Origin of the sequence: Bradyrhizobium sp. BRP19, assembly GCF_020194195.1 — a bacterium.
GTDB lineage: Bacteria > Pseudomonadota > Alphaproteobacteria > Rhizobiales > Xanthobacteraceae > Bradyrhizobium > Bradyrhizobium yuanmingense.
This window is the reverse complement of the sequence record NZ_JADYVZ010000001.1, coordinates 31,243-49,836: the sequence shown is the minus strand read 5'-3', so window position 1 is coordinate 49,836 and position 18,594 is coordinate 31,243. Positions and strand designations below refer to the sequence as shown.

The window sequence follows — 18,594 nt, the reverse complement described above, 5'->3', positions numbered from 1 at the left end:
TTTGAGACATGACGGGAACGACACGATCGAGCAGCGGGCTGGATGACCGCCGCAAGCGGCTTCTGTTCCGCTGCTGGCACCGCGGCACGCGCGAGATGGACCTGATCCTCGGCCGCTTCGCGGATGCCGAGATCGGCAATCTGTCCGACGACGAGCTGAGCCATCTCGAGACCTTGCTCGAGGTCAACGATCCCGATCTCTATGCCGCCATCACCGGTGACAAGGTGCTGCCGGCCGACGTCACCGGCGCGCTGTTTGCCCGCATCAAGGCGTTCCCGATCGCGGACGGCAACGCATGAAGCAGGGGATGAAATCTCCGGCCGAGCTGCTCGCGCCCGGCCGCGCGCTGACGCTCGCCAATGTCGCGGAAGGTGCCGAAGGCCTCGTCGTCTCCGATCTCGCCCGTGCCATCGCGGCGCGGCCGAAGAAGCCGGCGGTCAGCCTCGCCGTGGTCTGCCGCGACGGCGGGCGCATGCAGTCGCTCGAACGCGCACTTAGGTTCTTCGCGCCCGATCTGCCGGTGCTGACCTTCCCGGCCTGGGACTGCCAACCCTATGACCGCGTCTCGCCGCATGGCGGCGTTCTCGCCCAGCGCCTGACCACGCTGGCGCGGCTGGCCTCGCTCACCGGCAGCGACAAGCCGCTGATCGTGCTGACCACGGTGAACGCGGTGGTGCAGCGCGTGCCCGCGCGCGAGCTGGTCGCGGCGCAGGCGCTGTCGGTCGCGCCGGGCAATGTCGTGCCGATGGACACCGTTGTCGCCTGGCTCGAGCACAACGGCTACAACCGTTCCTCCACCGTGCGCGAGCCCGGCGAATATGCCGTGCGCGGCGGCATTTTGGATCTGTTTCCGGCCGGCCTCGAGCAGCCAGTGCGGTTCGACTTCTTTGGGGACAGCCTGGAATCGATCCGCTCCTTTGACGCGGAGACCCAGCGCACGCTGCTCGACATGCGCTCGCTCGACCTCGTGCCGGTCTCCGAGTTCCAGCTCGTCACCGACACGATCCGCCGTTTCCGCATGGGCTATGTCGCCGAGTTCGGCGCGCCCGAGCGCGACGATGCGCTGTATGAAGCGGTCAGCGAAGGGCGCCGCCATCCCGGCATGGAGCACTGGCTGCCGCTGTTCCAGGACCGGATGGACACGCTGTTCGACTATCTGCAAGGCGCTGCGATCGCGATCGAGCCGCAGGCCGAGGACGCCGTGCGCGAGCGCTTCAAGCAGATCCTCGACTATTACGAGGCCCGGCGCGAGGCGATGGAGCATCCCGGCGGCGGCGCGATCTACAAGCCGCTGCCGCCCGACCGGCTGTATCTGACCGAGGAGGAATGGAGCAAGCGCCTCGGCGCGATCCCGCTGGCGCGGCTGACGCCGTTCTCGGTGCCGACCGACGGCATTGGCATAGTCGATGCGGGTGCGCGCAAGGGCCGCGACTTCGCGCCGGAGCGCAACGACAGCAATGTCAACGTGTTCGAGTCGGTCGTCAGCCACGTCATGGCGTTGCAGGCGCAGCGCAAGAAGGTCGTGATCGCGCTGTGGACGGAGGGCTCGCGCGACCGCATGACGTCGATGCTGCGCGACCACAAGCTCGCCCACGCTACCAGCGTCAACTCATGGCGGACGGTGCAGGCGACGCCGCGCAACGAGACCATGCTCGCCGTGCTCGGCCTCGAGAGCGGCTTCGAGACTGACGAGATCGCCGTCATCAGCGAGCAGGACATTCTGGGCGACCGCCTGGTGCGGCCGCGCAAGGCCAGCCGCAAGCTCGACAATTTCATCTCGGAGGTGACGAGCCTCACCGCCGGCGACATCGTCGTCCACGTCGATCACGGCATCGGCCGGTTCATCGGCCTGCAGACGCTGGACGTCGCCGGCGCGCCGCATGACTGCCTCGAGCTGCATTATGCCGCCGAGACCAAACTGTTCCTCCCGGTCGAAAACATCGAGCTGCTGTCGCGCTACGGCTCTGATCAAACCACGGTCGAGCTCGACCGCCTCGGTGGCTCGGGCTGGCAGACCCGAAAAGCAAAACTGAAGAACCGCATCCGCGAGATCGCGGGCGAGCTGATCAAGATCGCGGCCGAACGCATGCTGCACGAAGCGCCGAAGCTGCCGGTGCAGCAGGGCGTCTACGACGAGTTCTGCGCACGCTTCCCCTATGACGAGACCGAGGACCAGCTGGGCGCGATCGAGTCCACGCTGAAGGATCTCGAAAAGGGCCGCCCGATGGATCGCCTGATCTGCGGCGACGTCGGCTTCGGCAAGACCGAGGTGGCGCTGCGCGCCGCCTTCGCCGTGGCGCTCGACGGCAAGCAGGTCGCGGTCGTGGTGCCGACCACGCTGCTGGCGCGTCAGCACTACCGGACCTTCAGCGAGCGCTTCAAAGGCTTCCCGGTCAATGTCGCGCAGGCCTCGCGCCTGATCCCGACCAAGCAGCTCAACGAGGTCAAGAAGGGTATCGCCGACGGCTCGGTCGACATCGTCGTCGGCACCCACGCGTTGCTCGGCAAGGCGATCAAATTCCGCGACCTTGGCCTGCTCATCGTCGACGAGGAGCAGCATTTCGGCGTCAGCCACAAGGAGCGGCTGAAGGCACTGCGCGCCGAGGTGCACGTGCTGACGCTGTCGGCAACCCCGATCCCGCGCACGCTCCAATTGGCACTGACCGGCGTCCGCGAGCTCTCGATCATTGCCTCGCCCCCGGTGGATCGCTTGGCGGTGCGCACCTTCGTCGCCCCGCACGATCCCCTGATGATCCGCGAAGCGCTCCTGCGCGAGCGCTATCGCGGCGGCCAGGCGTTCTACGTCGTGCCGCGTATCGACGATCTCGCCGAGGTCAAGGACTTCCTCGACAAGAACGTGCCCGAGATGAAGGTCGCGGTCGCGCATGGCCAGATGCCGCCGGCCGTGATCGAGGACATCATGACCGCGTTCTACGACGGCAAGTTCGACGTTCTGTTGTCGACCACCATAGTCGAGTCCGGCCTCGACATCCCCAACGCCAACACGTTGATCGTGCATCGCGCCGACATGTTCGGCCTTGCCCAGCTCTACCAGCTGCGCGGCCGCGTCGGCCGCTCCAAGCTGCGGGCCTATGCGCTGTTCACGCTGCCGGCGCAGCAGAAGATCACCGCGCAGGCCGAGCGCCGGCTCACCGTGCTGCAGTCGCTGGAGACGCTGGGCGCCGGCTTCCAGCTCGCCTCCCACGACCTCGACATCCGCGGCGCCGGCAATTTGCTCGGCGAGGAGCAGTCCGGCCACATCAAGGAGGTCGGCTTCGAGCTCTATCAGTCGATGCTGGAGGAGGCGATCGTCAATCTCAAGGCCGGCGTCTCCGAGCCCGCCGCCGACCGCTGGTCGCCGCAGATCACCATCGGCATGCCCGTGCTGATTCCGGAGGACTATGTCAGCGATCTCTCGGTGCGGCTGTCGCTGTACCGGCGCCTGGCCGATCTCGACACCGAAGAGGAGATCGAGAATTTCGGCGCCGAGATGCGCGACCGCTTCGGCGTGCTGCCGGACGAGGTGCGCTATCTGTTCAAGGTCGCCGCGATCAAGGCGTTCTGCCGCCGGGCCAATGTCGAGAAGATCGACGCCGGCCCGAAGGGCGCCGTCATCGTCTTCCGCGACAATTCCTTCGCCCATCCCGAGCGCCTCGTGAGCTTCATCCGCAGCTACGGCCAGGCCGCCAAGGTGCGGCCCGACATGAAGGTGGTGTTCCTGCAGGACTGGGAGACCCCGGAAGAGCGTCTTGCCGGCACCACGGAGATCATGCGGCAGCTGGCGCAGCTCGCCGAGAGCAAGAAGGCGGCGTAGAGGCACCGGCCTCACCGCGTCATTGCGAGGAGCCCTTGCGACGAAGCAATCCAGAGTCTTTCCGCGGAGGGATTCTGGATTGCTTCGCTGCGCTCGCAATGACGGTGGTTATTGCGACAGCCCGCGAGAAAGCTAAGACGCCGCCCTTGACGCGTCCGCCGACAGTCGCGCCAGCAAGGACCTTGCCGTATCCGACGGCGACAGCGAGTCCACGCTGACCACGGGATCGCTGCGCATCTCGTGCTTGCCGTTGGAGGTGTGCCGCATCACCGCCGACAGGCGGCGCGCGATCATATGCGCGGTGCGGAAGTCGGTCTCGGCGAACACGACGATGACCGAGCCGTCCTTCTGCGCGGCGCCAAAATCCATCTGCCGCATCAGGCGGCTGAGGATGCGGGCGGCGTCGAGCTGGGCGCGGGGATTGTTGGGATCGAAGGCGAAGCGCGCGACCGAGAGGCCGCCGCCGCGGGCGAGCGTCTGCTCGACCGCCTTGGCGAAATCGCGGGCGAAGGCTTCCACCGTGAGCAGGCCGCTGCGCGGATCGAGCCAGCCGCCGGCATCGATCGAGCGCAGCGTGCGGCTCAGCTGCGCTTCCATGGCGTGCTGGCGGATCAAGGGCAGTGCGTTGGCGGCGATCCTCGGCGGCTCGCCGGTGATCAGCTCGAGATTGGGCAGGTCGTAGCTCTGGGTGAGCTGGTGGGCGGTGACGACCACGGGCAGGCTGCGGAAGCGGGTGTCCTCGGCGAGCACGGTCAGAAACGCATCGGTCACGCGCGCGGTAAAACCTTCGGCGAGCACGACGCCGTCGAGATCGCGGGTGTTGAGGTGTTTCGCGGCAGCCTCGATCGAGAGCGCACCGACCACGCCGACGCGTTCGCCGAACGCGACGGAGAGCGCAGGGTAAGCCGCGCCGCGGCCGATCAGGAGCACGGTGGCATCGCGTGCGGGATCGCCCTGCGGCAGCGCGATTTTCACTTCGGGCAGCCGGCGCAGAACCGTTGCGTGTAATGTCCGCACGCGCAGCGCCGCCCGGAGCCGCGCGATCAGCCGGTCGGGATTGCCGCCGCGCGAGGAGAAGGGCAGGGCGTTGTGCGGCAGCGTGCCCGCCGCATCCAGGGCCACGAAGGGCAGGTAAGGCGATTGAGCGGTGATCGTCTTTGCGAGCCGCGTCACATGCGGCTCGTGTCCGGCATGGACCGCAGCGAGAACCGCGGCCGGCTGCACCTCTTCGACCGCGCGCGGCGCGCTGGTCCAGTCGGTGTCGACGACGGGAAAGAGCCGGGCCTCGTCCAGCGCCGCCACGAAGGCGGGGCGTTCGGCATCGGACACAAACAGGATCGGGCCCGCCTGGGACATGTAAAAACTCTGATCGCGCAACAATTTGCCGCCGCAATCTAGTTTGGCCGCCTTAATGCTGCGTCAACGCAGGCGCTGAAACCGCGCCTAGACCGGCCCGGAGCGGTCGCGAAAAGCTTCGACCATCAAGGGGTTAAGCCCGAGCTCGCTGAGCGCCTCGCGGGCGCGGGCATTGTCCTGGGCGCGCCCGGCGAGCCGGTGGCCGGAGAGGCGGTCGGGCAGCGCCGTGAGCAGCGCGCCCTGGCCGAGCCGGCGCGCCCATTCCTGCAGATCGTTGGAGAGGAAGCGATAGCCGCCGACGGCCATGATGCCGGAGGGCGGCGCTGTGATGCAGATCGCGCCGCTCGGGCGATCGAGCCGCGCGGCATAGCCCGTGTCGACATAGTCGCGCGGCGGCTGCGCCGTCAGCGTCTCGCCGACCGGCTGCGGCGGGGCGTAGGCCGCGATCGGCACCATCGCGCCGCGCAGGCCAAGCGTGCCCTTCGGCGTCAGCAGGATCTCGCCGGCGATGGAGGAGCCGGACTGCTCGCGCGGAGTGCCGTGCGGCCCCGGCATCACCGGCACCGGCATGCCGTCCTCGCCGCGGCGGGCGCCGAACAATCCGGCCTCGCCGAACAGGTAGACGTCGGTCAGCGGCGCATGCGGCGCAATCCAGGCATCGCTCGCCGCGACCTGCTCGGGCGCGCGCCACAGGCCGATGACGTTGCGCAAAGTGGGCATCCGCGCCGCGAGGTCGGCATCGCCGAGCCGTAGCGCAAGCTGCGCCGGCGCGATCAGCACCTCGCATTCGTGCTCGTTGATCTGCTGCTCCAGCACATCGTTTTCGAACGGATGATGCAGCGCCATCGTGCCGCCCGAGAGCAGCCACACCGCGAGCGAGGAGGCGAGCCCGGCGAACGACATCGGCGTGAACGCCGCCATCACGGTCGCGCCCTGCTTGATGTCCGCTTCGAGCGACATCGCAAGGCCGCCCGCGATCAGGCTGAAATGCGGCCGCGGCACCGGACGGAAGCCCTCCGCCGTGACGTCGAAGGAGATCATGGCCGCCTTGCGGCCGTCCTGGATCACGGCGCGCGTGGTGCCGGGCGGGCGTGCCAGGACGTCGTCGAGCGAAGCCATGCCTTCGGGCAGGTCGCTTCCGAAGCCGTAGACGTGCCGGATCGAGAACGCCTCGGCCGCGGCGTGCATGGCGAGATCAGCATAGCTGACGCCGTCGACCGTGCTCATGGTAACGATGGCGCGCGCGGCGGTGCGGTTGAGCGCTGCGGTCAGTTCCGCATGGCGCCAGAGCAGCGGCAGCACGGCGACAACGAGGCCGGCGCGATGGGCCGCGAGCACGGTCAGCACGAACTCGACAGTATTCGGCAGCTGGATCGCGATGACGGAATTGGCCGGCAGGCCGGATTCGACGAAATGCGCCGACAGCGCCTCGATGGCGGTATCGGCCTCGGTATAGGTCATCCGCCGCGGCCGGTGCCCGGTGATGCGTGCCTTGTTGAGCGGATCGAGCAGGGCGGTCGCGTGGGGCTGCCGCATCAGCGTGCGCTGAAACAGTGTGTCGAGCGTCGGCGATATTGCTGGCTGGTTCACGGCGTCACTTCGCTTGATGAGCTTGCGGCTGCCCCTTCGACCACCAGGTCTCCGGCAAATAGCCCGAGAGCGAGGTGGTCTTGGGCCGTTCTATCCGATTCCAGCGCGCGATCCATTGCTCCGATACGTTAAACAGCGGGATTGTGTAGAAGCCCGCGATCAGGGCGCGGTCGAGCGCGCGCACCGCCGCAACGAAATCCGTATGTTCACGGGCCTCGAGCAGGGCGGCGATCATGGCATCGACGGCGGGATTCCTCGCGCCCATGTAGTTGCGGGTGCCCGGATTGTCCGCCGCCGCACTGCCCCAATAGAAGTACTGCTCGTTGCCGGGCGACAGCGACTGGTCCCAGCGGTTCTGGATCATGTCGAACTCGTAGGCGAGCCGGCGCTGGTCGAATTGCACGGGATCGACCGAGCGCACGCTGGCCTCGATGCCGGCGCGTCTGAGGTCGCGCTGGAAGGCGAGCGCGATGCGCTCCTGGTCGCGCGTCGTGACCATGATCTCGAAGGTGAAGGGGCTCTTGGTCGCGCGATTGCGCAGCACGGTGCCGTCGAGATCGTAGCCGGCCTGCGACAGCAGCTTCAGCGCGGCGCGCAGCGTGGTGCGGTCGCGGCCTGATCCGTCAGTGACCGGCAGGCGGTAGCTGCCGTCCAGGATGTCGGGCGTAATCCGTGCGGCGAACGGTTTGAGCAGCTCACGCTCGCGCGCATCCGCAGGCTTGCCATAGGCCGACAGCTCCGAGCCGGCGAAATAGCCGGCCACGCGCGAATAGAGCCCGAAGAAATAGCTGCGGTTGACCAGCTCGAAGTCGAAAAGCAGCGTCAGAGCCTGCCGCACGCGGATGTCGGCGAAGACAGGACGGCGGATGTTGAACACCAGGAATTCGGACGGCTGCGGCAGGCCGGGCTTGACGGTGTCGCGGATCACCTCGCCGCTTTTGGCTGCCGGAAAGTCATAGCCATCGTGCCAGCGCAGCGGCTCGTGCTCGACGCGGAAATCGTAGAGGCCGCGCTTGAACGCCTCGAACTGCCCGTTGGCCTCGCGAAAATAGTCGAGCCGGATCTCGTCGAAATTGTAGAGCCCGCGATTGATGGCGAGGTCGCGGCCCCAATAATCGGGATTGCGCGCAAGCGTCACGCTGGCGCCGGGCTTCACCGCGGTGACGCGATAGGGGCCCGAGCCAATCGGCGCGGTCAGCGTCGTTTCCTCGAAGGTCGCGACGTCGATCGCGTGCTTCGGCAGGATCGGCATCAGGCCGAGAATCAGCGGCAGCTCGCGGTCGTTGGCGCCTGTCAGGTCGAATCGGACGGTGAGGGGGTCGGGCGCTTCGGCCTTGGCGACCTTGCCGTAGTACTGCCGGTGATTGGGGCGGCCGTGGTCGCGTAGCAGCTGCCAGGAGAACAGCACGTCCTCGGCCGCGACCTGCTTGCCGTCGGAGAAGCGCGCGCGGGGATCGAGACGGAAAGTGACGAAGCTTCGCTCGTCATTGGTTTCGACGGTCCTGGCGAGCAGGCCGTAAAGCGTGAACGGCTCGTCCTGCCCGCGCGCCAGCAGGCTCTCGACCACGTAGTTGCGGACCGGCTGCACCGCCAATCCCCTCACGATGAAGGGATTGAGGCTGTCGAAGGTGCCGAGAATGCCCCAGGTCAGACGGCCGCCCTTGGGGGCATCGGGGTCGGCGTAGGGCATGTGGCTGAAGTCGGCGGGCATCGCCGGCTTGCCGTGCATGGCGATCGCGTGGGCCTCCTCGGCCGCGGCGGTGCCCGCCGACAGTATCCCGGCAAGCGCAAGGGCAAGCGTATAGAGGCGGAGGCCGGGGCCCTCGAAGAGGCGCTGGAACATGAACATCGGCACAAGGTGATTCGAGGACCGTCGGGCGAATCTTATCACAGGGAATTTGATGGGGCTTTCGCGCCAGACCGGCCAAAGACGCTTGTCGGCATTGATCTTTTCGTCGGCCACGTTAAGAAGGCACCCGATCGCGCAAGAGCGTCGAGACCGTCACTTATCCGCCTCAATTGACGGGGAGAGAGCCGCGCCCAAGGCGGCCAGGTTCGGCGCTTCGGAGCGGTTCGGGCACTTCCCGTTCAGAAAGGGTTTTCCGCAATGAATTTCCGTTACTTGGCCGCGTCCGTCCGGCCGCGCGGGCGACTTCTCGCCCTGTTGACGGCGACGGCGTTGGCCGTTCCGTTTGCCGCCGAGGCCCAGACCCCTGCGCCGGCCCCCGGCGCCCCCGCCGCGCCCAAGGCCTCCCCGGCCCCGGCTCCGAAGGCGGCTGCTCCCAAGGCAGCTCCCAAGGCTCCGGCGCCCGCAGCATCCCCGCAGGCTCCCCCGCAGCAAGGCGCCCCGCAACAGGGCGCAGCTCAGCCCGCCGATCAGCAGATCCAGCTGATCTATGCGCCCTGGACCAAGTTCTGCCTCAAGGGCCAGGACGCCAATGCCAAGCAGGTCTGCTTCACCGGCAAGGACGGCCGTATCGAATCGGGCCAGCCGGTCATCGCGGCCGTGATCATCGAGCCGGAAGGCGAGCCCAAGAAGATCCTGCGCGTGACGCTGCCGCTCGGCATGCAGCTCGTGCACGGCACCCGCATCATCGTCGACAGCAACGCGCCGCTGCAGCAGCCCTATGTGATCTGCTTCCAGAACGGCTGCATGTCCGACTACGAGGCCACGCCCGAGCTCATCAACAACATGAAGAAGGGCCAGAATCTCGTTGTCCAGGCGATCAATGCCAACGGCGCGCCGCTGACGCTGCCGCTGCCGCTCGCCGGCGAATTCCAGAAGGCCTATGACGGTCCGCCGACCGATCCGAAGGTGTTCGAGGAAACCCAGAAGAAGCTGCAGGAAGAGCTGCAGAAGAAGGCCGAAGAGCAGCGCAAGAAGCTCGAGCAGCAGGGTGGTGGCGCACCGGGCGCGGCTCCGACCGGTCAGAAGTAATCGGGAGCAAATCCCGGACGTGAAAAAGGCGCTCGGTTCGAGCGCCTTTTTTGCTGGCCGACGATCGGCGACGATCAGTTCAGCGAGGGATTGCGCGGGCGATAGCCGCCGGCCTTGTCCTTGACGAAGATCTCGGCGACCTGGGAATGCCGGACCGGCTCGCCGGAATCGTCCGGCAACAGGTTCTGCTCAGAGACATAGGCGACGTATTCGGATTCCGCGTTCTCCGCGAGCAGGTGATAGAACGGCTGGTCCTTGTGGGGCCGCACTTCCTCGGGAATCGACAACCACCATTCCTCGGTGTTGTTGAATTCCGGATCGATGTCGAAAATCACCCCCCGGAACGAGAAGATCCGGTGGCGAACGACCTGTCCGATCTGGAATTTGGCGGTCCGCGCTTTAATCATCCCCCGTCGATAGACCAGGATTGTGGCCGATGCTAGTGCCCTCAGCTGGAATTAACCTTCGTCTCCGGGGCGGATAGCCCCCAAGCCTTCAGAAAAAACTTCAGCAATGGTCGATATCCTCAATCTGGCGCTGCCTTATTTCGGCTTGATCTTCGTCGGTTTCGCTTGCGGGAAGGTCAAGTCCATCCCGGAATCGGGGCTCGCCTGGATGAACTTCTTCCTGCTCTACGTGTCGCTGCCGGCGCTGCTGTTCGCGATCATGTCGAAGACGCCGTTTTCGGAATTGAATAACCCGCCGTTCCTGGTGGCGACGACGCTCTCGACCGTCGCGGCATTCACGCTGGCGCTGGTGGTCGGCAAGCTATTCGGACGGCTGACGCTGCGCGAAGCGACGCTCGCGGGCCTCTCCGGCGGCTACGGCAATATCGGCTATATGGGCCCGGGCCTCGCACTTGCGGTGCTGGGGCCGAAGGCGGCTGCGCCGACCGCGCTGATCTTCTGCTGCGACAGCATCTTCCTGTTCACGATCGTGCCGCTCTTGATCGAGCTTTCCGACCGCGACCATCCCTCGCTCGTCCATGCTTTCGGCGTCGTGCTGAAGCAGATCGTGCTCAATCCGCTGATCATGTCGGCTTGCTTCGGCGCGGCGGTGGCGGCGCTGCATATCGAGCTGCCGGTCGCGCTCGACCGCACCATCACCTTCCTGCAGAACGCGGCCGCGCCGACCGCGCTGTTCGTGCTCGGCGTGACCGTGGCGCTCCGCCCGTTCGATCGGGTGCCGTGGGAGGTGCCGGGCGTGATCGCGGTCAAGCTGCTGATCCATCCGCTCGCGGCGTTCGCCCTGATGCTGGCGTTCGGCCCGTTCGCGCAGCCCTGGGCCGCCACCGCCGTGCTGATGGCCGCGCTGCCGCCGGCGCTCAACGTGTTCGTCATCGCCCGGCAGAACGATGCCTGGATCGAGTCCGCCTCCGTCGCGGTGCTGCTCGGCACCTTCGCCTCGGTGGTCACGCTGACCAGCGTGATGTGGGCGATCCAGACGGGACGGTTGGCGTTTCCTTAAGCGAGCTTGGCCGCCAAACCTACCTGCGCCAGGTCGGCGTCAGGCCTTCGCGCATGGCGAAGCGCCGGAGCGGGCCGATGGCACCGAGGAGGTGCATGCCGACGGCGCGGACGGGCTGGAGCGGCAGGAAGTCGTTGAGCAAGGAGCGGTTGGCGATGTCGATCGCAAAGGTACGGCTCAAGATGTCCGGACGCCGCGCGCGGTCATAGCGCTTGAGCACATCGTCGGCGCCGGGATCCTGTCCCGCGGCGATGGCCTCGCCCGCGAGCCGGGCAATGTCGGCGGCATCGCGCAGGCCGAGATTGAGGCCCTGGGCGCCGATCGGCGGCACCACATGGGCGGCTTCGCCGACCAGCGCGATACGGTCGCGGCCGAAGCATTTCGGACGCTCGATCGTGAGCGGGAACAGGTTGCGGCCAGGCTCCACATTCATCCGTCCCAGGATCGAATGCGACTGTTTCTCGATCGCCGCCGACAGCGCCTCGTCGCTCAAGCCGCGCAGCCGTTCAGCCTCCGCAGGCGCTGCGACCCAGACGATGCTGGAGCGGTCGCCGGGCAGGGGCACGAACACGCAAGGCCCGTGCGGCGTGTGGAACTCGGTCGAGACGTTGCGATGCGGCCGGGCATGGCTGATGTTGAAGGTCAGCGCAGTCTGGTTCAGCTCGCGCCGCGTCACGGCGATGCCAGCAGCCTCGCGGCACAGCGAGTGCCGGCCGTCGGCGCCGACCACGAGGCGCGCCGAGAGAAACTGTCCGGACGCCGTGCGCAGCGCGACGTCGTCGGCCTCGATGACGACGCTTTCGGCCTCGTCGTCGAAGCGGACGAGATTGGGCAGCTCGGCCGCGCGCGCTTCCAGCGCCAGCATCAGCGAGCGGTTGTCGATGTTGTAGCCAAACGCATCGAGGCCGATTTCGTGACAGGAGAAGCGCACCTCGGGGCTGCGGAACAGCCGGCCGGTGTCGTCGACGAGGCGCATGACTTCCAGCGCAGCCGCCTTGTCCCTGCAGCGCGACCAGACGTCGAGGCCTTCCAGTAGATCGATGGAGGCGCCGAGCAATGCGGTGGTGCGATTGTCGGCATAGGAAACGCGGCGCGCCACCAGTGCGGTCCGGGCACCCGCCTGCGCCAGGGCGATCGCCGCGGCAAGGCCGGCAGGTCCGCCGCCGATCACGGCCGCGTCATGGAGTGTCGATGCGTCTACCATGGAACGACATTTGACACGCCGGGCGGCAAATTCAAGCCCACCTATATTTCCCTGATTTTATGGCGAATTTTGCGATCGTGCGCCGCAATGGCGGATGTGCAAACCGGTCGCATTCTGATAGCAGAAGCCATGGATATTCAGCAGGATTCCCTGAAGCCGAGACCGGTGATCCGCGCCGCAGCCTTCTCGGTACACATCTTCACCGCCTTCGGCGCGGCAATCGCGCTCCTGGCGATGCTGGAGGCCGTGCGCGAGCACTGGGCGGCGATGTTTCAATGGCTGGGCGTCGCCCTGATCATCGACGCGATCGACGGGCCGATCGCGCGGCGGCTCGACGTCAAGAACGTGCAGCCCAACTGGTCGGGCGACGTGCTCGATCTCGTGGTCGACTTCTGCACCTATGTCTTCGTGCCGGCCTATGCGATCGTCGCGAGCGGCATGCTGCTGCCGGTAGCGGCTCCCTTGCTCGGCATCGCCATCATCGTCACCAGCGCGTTGTATTTCGCCGACCAGCGCATGAAGGCCGACGACAATCATTTCCGCGGCTTCCCGGCGCTTTGGAACGCGGCCGCGTTCTATCTGTTCCTGCTGCATTGGCCGCCGCTGTGGGCGACGCTGCTGGTCGCCGCGCTGGTCGTGCTGACGTTCGTGCCTTTCCATGTGCTGCACCCTGTCAGGGTGGTGCGGCTGCGCTGGCTGACGATGTCGCTGATCGCGGTCTGGGCGCTGCTCGCCTTCTACACGCTGCAAATGGATTTTCGCGTCGGCACCGGGGTGACCGTCGTGCTCTGCGCCATCGCGCTCTGGATCAGCTTCAGCGATGCCTTGATCCGGTTGGCGAAATCCCTGGCGAGATTATCGGCGTGATGGAGCTGCTGACCAGCCCGGAAGCCTGGGCCGCGCTGCTCACCTTGACGGCGCTCGAGATCGTGCTCGGCATCGACAACGTCATCTTCATCTCGGTGCTCGTCTCGCGCCTTCCCGAGAAACCGGCGCAGCGCGCCCGCCAGATCGGGCTTGCGCTGGCACTGGTCTTTCGCCTCATCCTGCTCAGTCTCCTGGTCTGGCTGATCGGCCTGACCGCTCCGGTGCTCTCGATTCAGGGCTATGCTTTTTCCTGGCGCGATCTCATCCTGATCGGCGGCGGCCTCTTCCTGATCGCCAAGGCCACACATGAGATTCACGGCGAGGTCGAATCCGATCACGACGCGAGCGAGAAGGACTCCACAGGCAGCGCCTTCTTCTGGGTGATCGTCCAGATCGTGATCATCGACATCGTGTTCTCGCTGGACTCGATCATCACTGCGATCGGCATGGCCGAGGACATCAAGATCATGATCGCGGCGGTCGTGATCGCATGCGCGGTCATGTACGTTTCGGCGGGTCCGGTGGCGCGATTCGTCGCGGAGCATCCGACCACCAAGATGCTGGCGCTGGCCTTCCTGGTGTTGATCGGCGTCGCGCTGGTTGCGGACGGATTCCACTTCCACATTCCGCGCGGCTACATCTATTTCGCAATAGCGTTCTCGGCGGCGGTGGAGTTCTTCAATGTGCTGGCCAGGCGCAACCGCCGGAAAGCCGCCAAGTAGTCGCGTTGGGTCGTTTCCAGTCGGCGTCGAGTTGACAAGGCGGGCGCGATAGCTTTCGCTCAGCCGCACGAAGAGGAGGTCAGGTGATGACGAAAGCCATCCGTGTGCACAAGGTCGGAGGCCCCGAAGCCCTGGTCTATGAGAGCGTCGACGTGCCGGCGCCCGGGCCCGGCGAGGTGCGCATCCGCCAGCACGCGGTCGGCCTCAACTTCATCGACGTCTATTACCGCACCGGCCTCTACAAGGCGCCGGAGCTGCCCTTCATCGCCGGCAATGAGGCCTCCGGCGAGGTGGTCGCGGTCGGGCCAGGCGTGACGAATTTTCATCCCGGCGACCGCGTCGCCTATTACCACAATCTCGGCGCCTATACCGGCGAGCGCAACATCCCCTGGGAGAAGCTGGTCAAACTGCCCGATCACATCACCTACGAGCAGGGTGCCGTGCTGATGTTGAAGGGGCTGACGGTCTGGTATCTCCTGCACAAGACCTTCAAGGTCGAGCCGCATCATCGCGTGCTGGTCCACGCCGCCGCCGGCGGCATCGGCCTGCTCGCCTGCCAGTGGGCGAGGGCGCTTGGCGCGCATGTCATCGGCACCGTCGGCTCGCGCGAGAAGGCCGAGCTTGCGGAGGCCAATGGCTGCGATCACGTCATCCTCTACAACGAGGAGGATTTCGTTGCGCGCGTGAAGCAGATCAGCCGTAACGAGGGCTGCGACGTCGTCTATGACGGCGTCGGCAAGGCGACGTTCCCGGGCTCGCTGTCCTGCCTGAAGCCGCGCGGCATGTTCGTCTCGTTCGGCAATGCGTCGGGCCCCGTGCCACCGTTCGCGATCGCCGAGCTCAACAATCACGGCTCGCTGTTCGCGACGCGGCCGAAGCTCAACGATTATGTCGGCACGCGCAAGGAACTGCTCGAAGGTGCCGACACCCTGTTCGCCGCGGTCATCAACGGCAAGCTGCACGTGCCGATCAACCACGCCTACGCGCTCAAGGACGCCGCCAAGGCGCATATCGATCTCGAAAGCCGCAAGACCACGGGGGCTTCGATCTTGAAGCCGTAGATGGTGGTCCCGCGAGGAGTCGAACCTCGAACCTCCGCGCCCGCAACGCGGTGCTCTGTCCATTGAGCTACGGAACCCTACCACCTTCGAACTGGCTGTCGTAGGGTGGGGCAAAGGCGTAACGCGCCGTGCCCACCAATTCGCAACGACAGTTTGAATGGTGGGCACGCTTCGCTTTGCCCACCCTACAGCACTACGCGACGCGTCTTGCCGCGCCGGCCTTGGTCAAGATCGCGTCGAGACATTCGATCATCTCGGCGATCTCGCTCCTCGTGACGTTCAGCGCCGGCATGAAGCGCAAGCTGTCGAGCTGTGGGGCATTCAGCAGCACGCCGGCTTCGAACGCCTGTGCGACGATGCCCGGTGCGATCGGCAGCTTGAGGTCGAGCGCGAGCAACAGGCCGCGTCCTCGCACGCCGCCGAGGCCATGCCGGGCCGAAATCTTCTGCAGCTCGCTTTCGAGCAAGAGGCCGGTCTCGGCCACCTGCTTCAGGAAGTCGGGCTTCTTGATCTCCTCAAGCACCGCAAGGCCTGCCGCGCACATGATCGGGTTGCCGTTGAACGTGCCGCCCTGGTCGCCGTGCTCGAAGCATGAGGCGCGTTCGGTCGCGAGCAGGGCTGCGAGCGGCACGCCGCCGCCGATGCCCTTGCCGAGCGTCATGATGTCGGGCGCAATCCCCGTATGCTCATAGTGGAAGAGCTTTCCGGTCCGGCCCATGCCGGTCTGGATTTCGTCGAAAATGAGCAAGAGGCCGTGCGCCTCGGTCAGCGCGCGCAGCTGCTGCAGGAACTGATCGGTCGCAGGCCACACGCCGGATTCGCCCTGGATCGGCTCGAGCATCACGGCGACGGTGTTGGCGTTGATCAGCTTTTCCACTGAGGCGATGTCGTTCAGCTTCGCCTTCTTGAAGCCCGCGACCTTCGGCTCGAACAGCGGCTCGAACGCCTTCTTGCCCGAAGCCGACATCGTCGCCAGCGTCCGGCCGTGGAAGCCGCCTTCGAAGCTGATGATCTCGAACGCGCCGCCTTTGTGCAGGCTGCCGTATTTGCGCGCGAGCTTGATCGCACCCTCGTTGGCTTCCGCGCCCGAATTGGCAAAGAACACCTGGTCGAACGCGCTGTTCTCGACCAGCGCCTGCGCCAGCTTCAGGCTCGGCTCGTTGTAGAAGGCCGGGCTCGGCGTCAGCAGCCGCTTGGCCTGAGCTGCGAGCGCATCGGCGATCGCGGGCGGGGAATGGCCGAGGCAGTTCACGGCCCAGCCCTGCACGAAGTCGAGATAGCGCTTGCGGCTGTCGTCCCAGAGGTAGGAGCCGGCGCCGCGGACGAACACGGTCTTTGGCCGTGCGGTGATGTCCATCAGCGCGTTATACGGATGCGTGGTCATGTCGTACTCCAGGGGTGGAAAAAAAGGGCGCAAAAAGCAGAAAGGCCGCACCTTGCGGGTGCGGCCTTTCTCGAAAACTAGCTGAATTCAGTGGTTCAGCGGCGTCCTCGGACATGGCGCACCCTCTCGTCGTCGCGGGAGCGACGGCGGAGCATTTCGGTGCGCTGGTTGGTCCGGGCGTTGATCATGGGGCGGGTCCGTACAGCCGAATGGCAGGACTTGTCAAGCAGGCTTTTTTCAAGATGCACGCCGAGCGTGCATCGGTCAGGTCGGGTGCGCGGCTTCCTCGGCCTCTGCATCGCCCCAATCCGCGTCCGCGATTGCGGTGTCGATCAGCTCGCCCCGCAGCAGCTTGAGCGGCGAATTCCAGTACAGCGCGATGTTGTGGAAGGGGTCGGTCAGCACCTTGAACACCCAGACCAAGCCCGTGGTGACGTCGCGGGTGGCGAAGAGCTGCAGCATGCGCGCAAGTCCGCCGCGATGCCGATGGCGAGCCAGAGCGCGCCGACATGCCGGACGAAATCGAGGCGGGACGCCGGCGCATCGAACAATCCGAACAGCGTCGGAAAAGCGAACAGCGCAAGCGGCGCGCTGCCCCAGACCAGCAGCAGCAGCACGATCTTGCGGGTCTGGTTGTAGCCGACCTTGACCGCTTCCTTGTAGTGGTTGCTGACGTCGTTGACGGCGTCATAGCCGTTCGGCTCGAAGAAGAAATGCCCGGTCTGCCGCGTCAGCATCGCGAGCCAGCCGACGATGCCGGCGAGAGCAGGGTCCTTGAACAGCAGGGCATAGCAGCCGAGGAAGATGACGGCGCTGATCAGGTGCAGCGTCTGGTTGACGGTGCTTTGGTGGTAGAAGCGGTAATCGTCGAAGCGCTGCGTGCGCAGCATGTCCGAGAGGCGGCTCATCCTCATTCCTCGCTCGCGCTGAAGACGCGGGCAGAGTTAGGCCGAGTCCGTGACCGCTGCGTGAATGCATTATAGTGTCACATTCCTAACGTGACGTGACGCTTACTCCACGCCATAGTGCGAGAACACATCGGCGATGCCGGCGTTGATCGCCTTTGCGGCCGCGATGTCGCGCACGGCGCCTTCGCTGTCACCGTTCTTGCGCTTCGCCAGTCCGCGGCCGTAGAGCGAGCCGTCGAGCCCCGGCTTGATGCTCAGCGCGGCATCGTAATCGGCGATCGCCGCGTCGAGATTGCCGAGCTTGAGATGGGCAAGGGCGCGGCTGTCCAGCGTGTAGGCATCGTTGGGAGCCATCTTGAGCGACTGCTCGCAATCGGCCAGCGCCTCCTGCAGACGGCCGACGATCGCGCGGGTGAAGCAGCGCGAATTGAACACGTCCGCGCGGTTCGCATTCGCTCTGATGGAGCGGTCGTAATCGTCGAGTGCCAGCGCATAATCGTGCGTATCGAAATACATGTTCGCGCGCGCATAGTAGTCGCGGTCGTTGTTCGGACTGAGATCGACCGATTTGGCGAAATCGGCCAGCGCTCGGGGGCGGTCGCCGCGGTCGCGATAAATGCGGGCGCGGTTGCCGTAGGCCGGCCCGTAGTTCGGGTCGAACTTGATCGACAGATTAAAGTCCGCAAGTGCACGCGCATCGTCGCCGTGGTTGCTGAAGGCGGTGCCGCGATTGAAATAGGCGAGCGCGAATTTCGGATCGAGCTCGATGGCCCGATCGTAGTCGGCCATCGCGAGCTCGTAAGCGTTCTTGTGAATGTAGGAGTTGCCTCGGTTGTTGAAATAGAGCGGGTCGCGGGCGTTCAGCCGAATGGCGCGCGTGTAGTCGGCAATGGCGCGATCGGCGTCGCCGAGATCGTCATTGGCGATGCCGCGATTGTACAGGATGTCGGGATCCTTCGCACCGAGGTCGATGGCACGGCTGAAATCCGCCACGGCGCGCTCGGGCTCCCCACGTCGCCGAAACATTTCGCCGCGATTGGCGAGCGCGTGCACATCGTCGGGATTGGCCGTGAGCAGGGCCGAGCAGCCGGCGAAGCGCCGGTCGTCACTGCCTCCGCCGTCATTTGCGAAGCACCACTGGCGGGCCTGCGCGGCGGATGGTGATCGCGCGTAGGCGGGGGCTGGCAGCGCGAGCAGGGCCATCGTCAGGCCGATTGCGGACAGCTTGAGGAGAATCCCTGACGTTTCATCGTGTTTCATTGTTTCTCGCGTCGAAACCATTG

Annotated in this window: 14 protein-coding genes, 1 tRNA gene and 1 pseudogene; 7 read left to right on the top strand and 9 right to left on the bottom strand. The window is 65.9% G+C overall.

Going from position 1 to position 18,594, the window contains the following annotated elements; translation table 11 throughout:
* Positions 1-8 precede the first annotated feature (8 nt).
* Both I6F36_RS00235 and mfd read left to right on the top strand, forming a co-directional pair.
* Complete coding sequence (locus I6F36_RS00235; RefSeq protein ID WP_225170856.1) at positions 9-299, top strand: succinate dehydrogenase assembly factor 2; 291 nt, start codon at positions 9-11, stop codon at positions 297-299.
* On the top strand, positions 296-3,814 hold the full coding sequence (gene mfd, locus I6F36_RS00230; protein ID WP_225170855.1) for a transcription-repair coupling factor: 3,519 nt from the start codon (positions 296-298) through the stop codon (positions 3,812-3,814). Before I6F36_RS00235 ends, mfd begins: the two co-directional genes overlap by 4 nt.
* 132 nt (positions 3,815-3,946) lie before the next feature.
* On the opposite strand, the gene I6F36_RS00225 is transcribed toward mfd, so the two are convergent.
* The 3 genes from I6F36_RS00225 to I6F36_RS00215 all read right to left on the bottom strand — a co-directional run bounded on the left by I6F36_RS00225 (position 3,947) and on the right by I6F36_RS00215 (position 8,609).
* A complete protein-coding gene (locus I6F36_RS00225) occupies positions 3,947-5,170 on the bottom strand; it encodes a hypothetical protein (protein ID WP_109143700.1) in 1,224 nt (407 codons plus the stop codon).
* A gap of 87 nt (positions 5,171-5,257) precedes the next feature.
* Positions 5,258-6,760 (bottom strand): class I adenylate-forming enzyme family protein, encoded by a 1,503-nt coding sequence (locus tag I6F36_RS00220; protein WP_225170854.1) that lies wholly within the window; start codon positions 6,758-6,760, stop codon positions 5,258-5,260.
* A gap of 4 nt (positions 6,761-6,764) precedes the next feature.
* A complete protein-coding gene (locus I6F36_RS00215) occupies positions 6,765-8,609 on the bottom strand; it encodes an extracellular solute-binding protein (RefSeq protein ID WP_225171078.1) in 1,845 nt (614 codons plus the stop codon).
* A gap of 258 nt (positions 8,610-8,867) precedes the next feature.
* On the opposite strand from I6F36_RS00215, the gene I6F36_RS00210 reads away from it, so the two are divergent.
* Entirely contained in the window at positions 8,868-9,698 is an 831-nt protein-coding gene (locus tag I6F36_RS00210; protein ID WP_036012492.1) for an invasion associated locus B family protein, read from the top strand.
* A gap of 74 nt (positions 9,699-9,772) precedes the next feature.
* Here the strand turns inward: I6F36_RS00210 and hspQ are convergent, their stop codons facing one another.
* Positions 9,773-10,105: a heat shock protein HspQ gene (hspQ, locus tag I6F36_RS00205; RefSeq protein WP_024341905.1), complete on the bottom strand. Its 333-nt coding sequence runs from the start codon at positions 10,103-10,105 to the stop codon at positions 9,773-9,775.
* A gap of 106 nt (positions 10,106-10,211) precedes the next feature.
* Here hspQ and I6F36_RS00200 point away from each other — a divergent pair, with 106 nt between their 5' ends.
* A complete protein-coding gene (locus I6F36_RS00200; protein WP_036012489.1) occupies positions 10,212-11,165 on the top strand; it encodes an AEC family transporter in 954 nt (317 codons plus the stop codon).
* A 19-nt stretch (positions 11,166-11,184) separates the two neighbouring features.
* On the opposite strand, the gene I6F36_RS00195 is transcribed toward I6F36_RS00200, so the two are convergent.
* On the bottom strand, positions 11,185-12,369 hold the full coding sequence (locus tag I6F36_RS00195) for a UbiH/UbiF family hydroxylase (RefSeq protein WP_225170853.1): 1,185 nt from the start codon (positions 12,367-12,369) through the stop codon (positions 11,185-11,187).
* A gap of 129 nt (positions 12,370-12,498) precedes the next feature.
* On the opposite strand from I6F36_RS00195, the gene pcsA reads away from it, so the two are divergent.
* The 3 genes from pcsA to I6F36_RS00180 all read left to right on the top strand — a co-directional run bounded on the left by pcsA (position 12,499) and on the right by I6F36_RS00180 (position 15,019).
* Positions 12,499-13,236, top strand: a complete 738-nt coding sequence (pcsA, locus tag I6F36_RS00190) for a phosphatidylcholine synthase (RefSeq protein WP_225131431.1) — start codon at positions 12,499-12,501, stop codon at positions 13,234-13,236.
* Complete coding sequence (locus I6F36_RS00185; RefSeq protein WP_036012482.1) at positions 13,233-13,958, top strand: TerC family protein; 726 nt, start codon at positions 13,233-13,235, stop codon at positions 13,956-13,958. Before pcsA ends, I6F36_RS00185 begins: the two co-directional genes overlap by 4 nt.
* 86 nt (positions 13,959-14,044) lie before the next feature.
* The gene (locus I6F36_RS00180; protein ID WP_225158504.1) at positions 14,045-15,019 is read left to right on the top strand and encodes a quinone oxidoreductase; all 975 of its coding nucleotides are present in this window, start codon (positions 14,045-14,047) and stop codon (positions 15,017-15,019) included.
* Between the two features lies 1 nt (position 15,020).
* Here I6F36_RS00180 and I6F36_RS00175 read toward each other — a convergent pair.
* The 4 genes and pseudogenes from I6F36_RS00175 to I6F36_RS00160 form a co-directional block, all read right to left on the bottom strand.
* Positions 15,021-15,096, bottom strand: a tRNA-Arg gene (locus I6F36_RS00175).
* A gap of 116 nt (positions 15,097-15,212) precedes the next feature.
* Positions 15,213-16,403 carry an acetylornithine transaminase gene (locus tag I6F36_RS00170; protein WP_225170852.1) on the bottom strand — a complete coding sequence of 397 codons (1,191 nt, stop codon included), beginning with the start codon at positions 16,401-16,403 and terminating at the stop codon, positions 15,213-15,215.
* Between the two features lie 264 nt (positions 16,404-16,667).
* Positions 16,668-17,311, bottom strand: a pseudogene (locus I6F36_RS00165) (hypothetical protein).
* 102 nt (positions 17,312-17,413) lie between these two features.
* The gene (locus I6F36_RS00160; protein WP_225170851.1) at positions 17,414-18,571 is read right to left on the bottom strand and encodes a tetratricopeptide repeat protein; all 1,158 of its coding nucleotides are present in this window, start codon (positions 18,569-18,571) and stop codon (positions 17,414-17,416) included.
* Positions 18,572-18,594: the final 23 nt, after the last annotated feature.

Coding starts and splice junctions, on each gene's coding strand:
- I6F36_RS00235 (WP_225170856.1), top strand. CDS start 9: ATGACGGGAACGACACGATCGAGCAGCGGGCTGGATGACCGCCGCAAG.
- mfd (WP_225170855.1), top strand. CDS start 296: ATGAAGCAGGGGATGAAATCTCCGGCCGAGCTGCTCGCGCCCGGCCGC.
- I6F36_RS00225 (WP_109143700.1), bottom strand. CDS start 5,170: ATGTCCCAGGCGGGCCCGATCCTGTTTGTGTCCGATGCCGAACGCCCC.
- I6F36_RS00215 (WP_225171078.1), bottom strand. CDS start 8,609: ATGTTCATGTTCCAGCGCCTCTTCGAGGGCCCCGGCCTCCGCCTCTAT.
- I6F36_RS00210 (WP_036012492.1), top strand. CDS start 8,868: ATGAATTTCCGTTACTTGGCCGCGTCCGTCCGGCCGCGCGGGCGACTT.
- hspQ (WP_024341905.1), bottom strand. CDS start 10,105: ATGATTAAAGCGCGGACCGCCAAATTCCAGATCGGACAGGTCGTTCGC.
- I6F36_RS00200 (WP_036012489.1), top strand. CDS start 10,212: ATGGTCGATATCCTCAATCTGGCGCTGCCTTATTTCGGCTTGATCTTC.
- I6F36_RS00195 (WP_225170853.1), bottom strand. CDS start 12,369: ATGGTAGACGCATCGACACTCCATGACGCGGCCGTGATCGGCGGCGGA.
- pcsA (WP_225131431.1), top strand. CDS start 12,499: ATGGATATTCAGCAGGATTCCCTGAAGCCGAGACCGGTGATCCGCGCC.
- I6F36_RS00180 (WP_225158504.1), top strand. CDS start 14,045: ATGACGAAAGCCATCCGTGTGCACAAGGTCGGAGGCCCCGAAGCCCTG.
- I6F36_RS00170 (WP_225170852.1), bottom strand. CDS start 16,403: ATGACCACGCATCCGTATAACGCGCTGATGGACATCACCGCACGGCCA.
- I6F36_RS00160 (WP_225170851.1), bottom strand. CDS start 18,571: ATGAAACACGATGAAACGTCAGGGATTCTCCTCAAGCTGTCCGCAATC.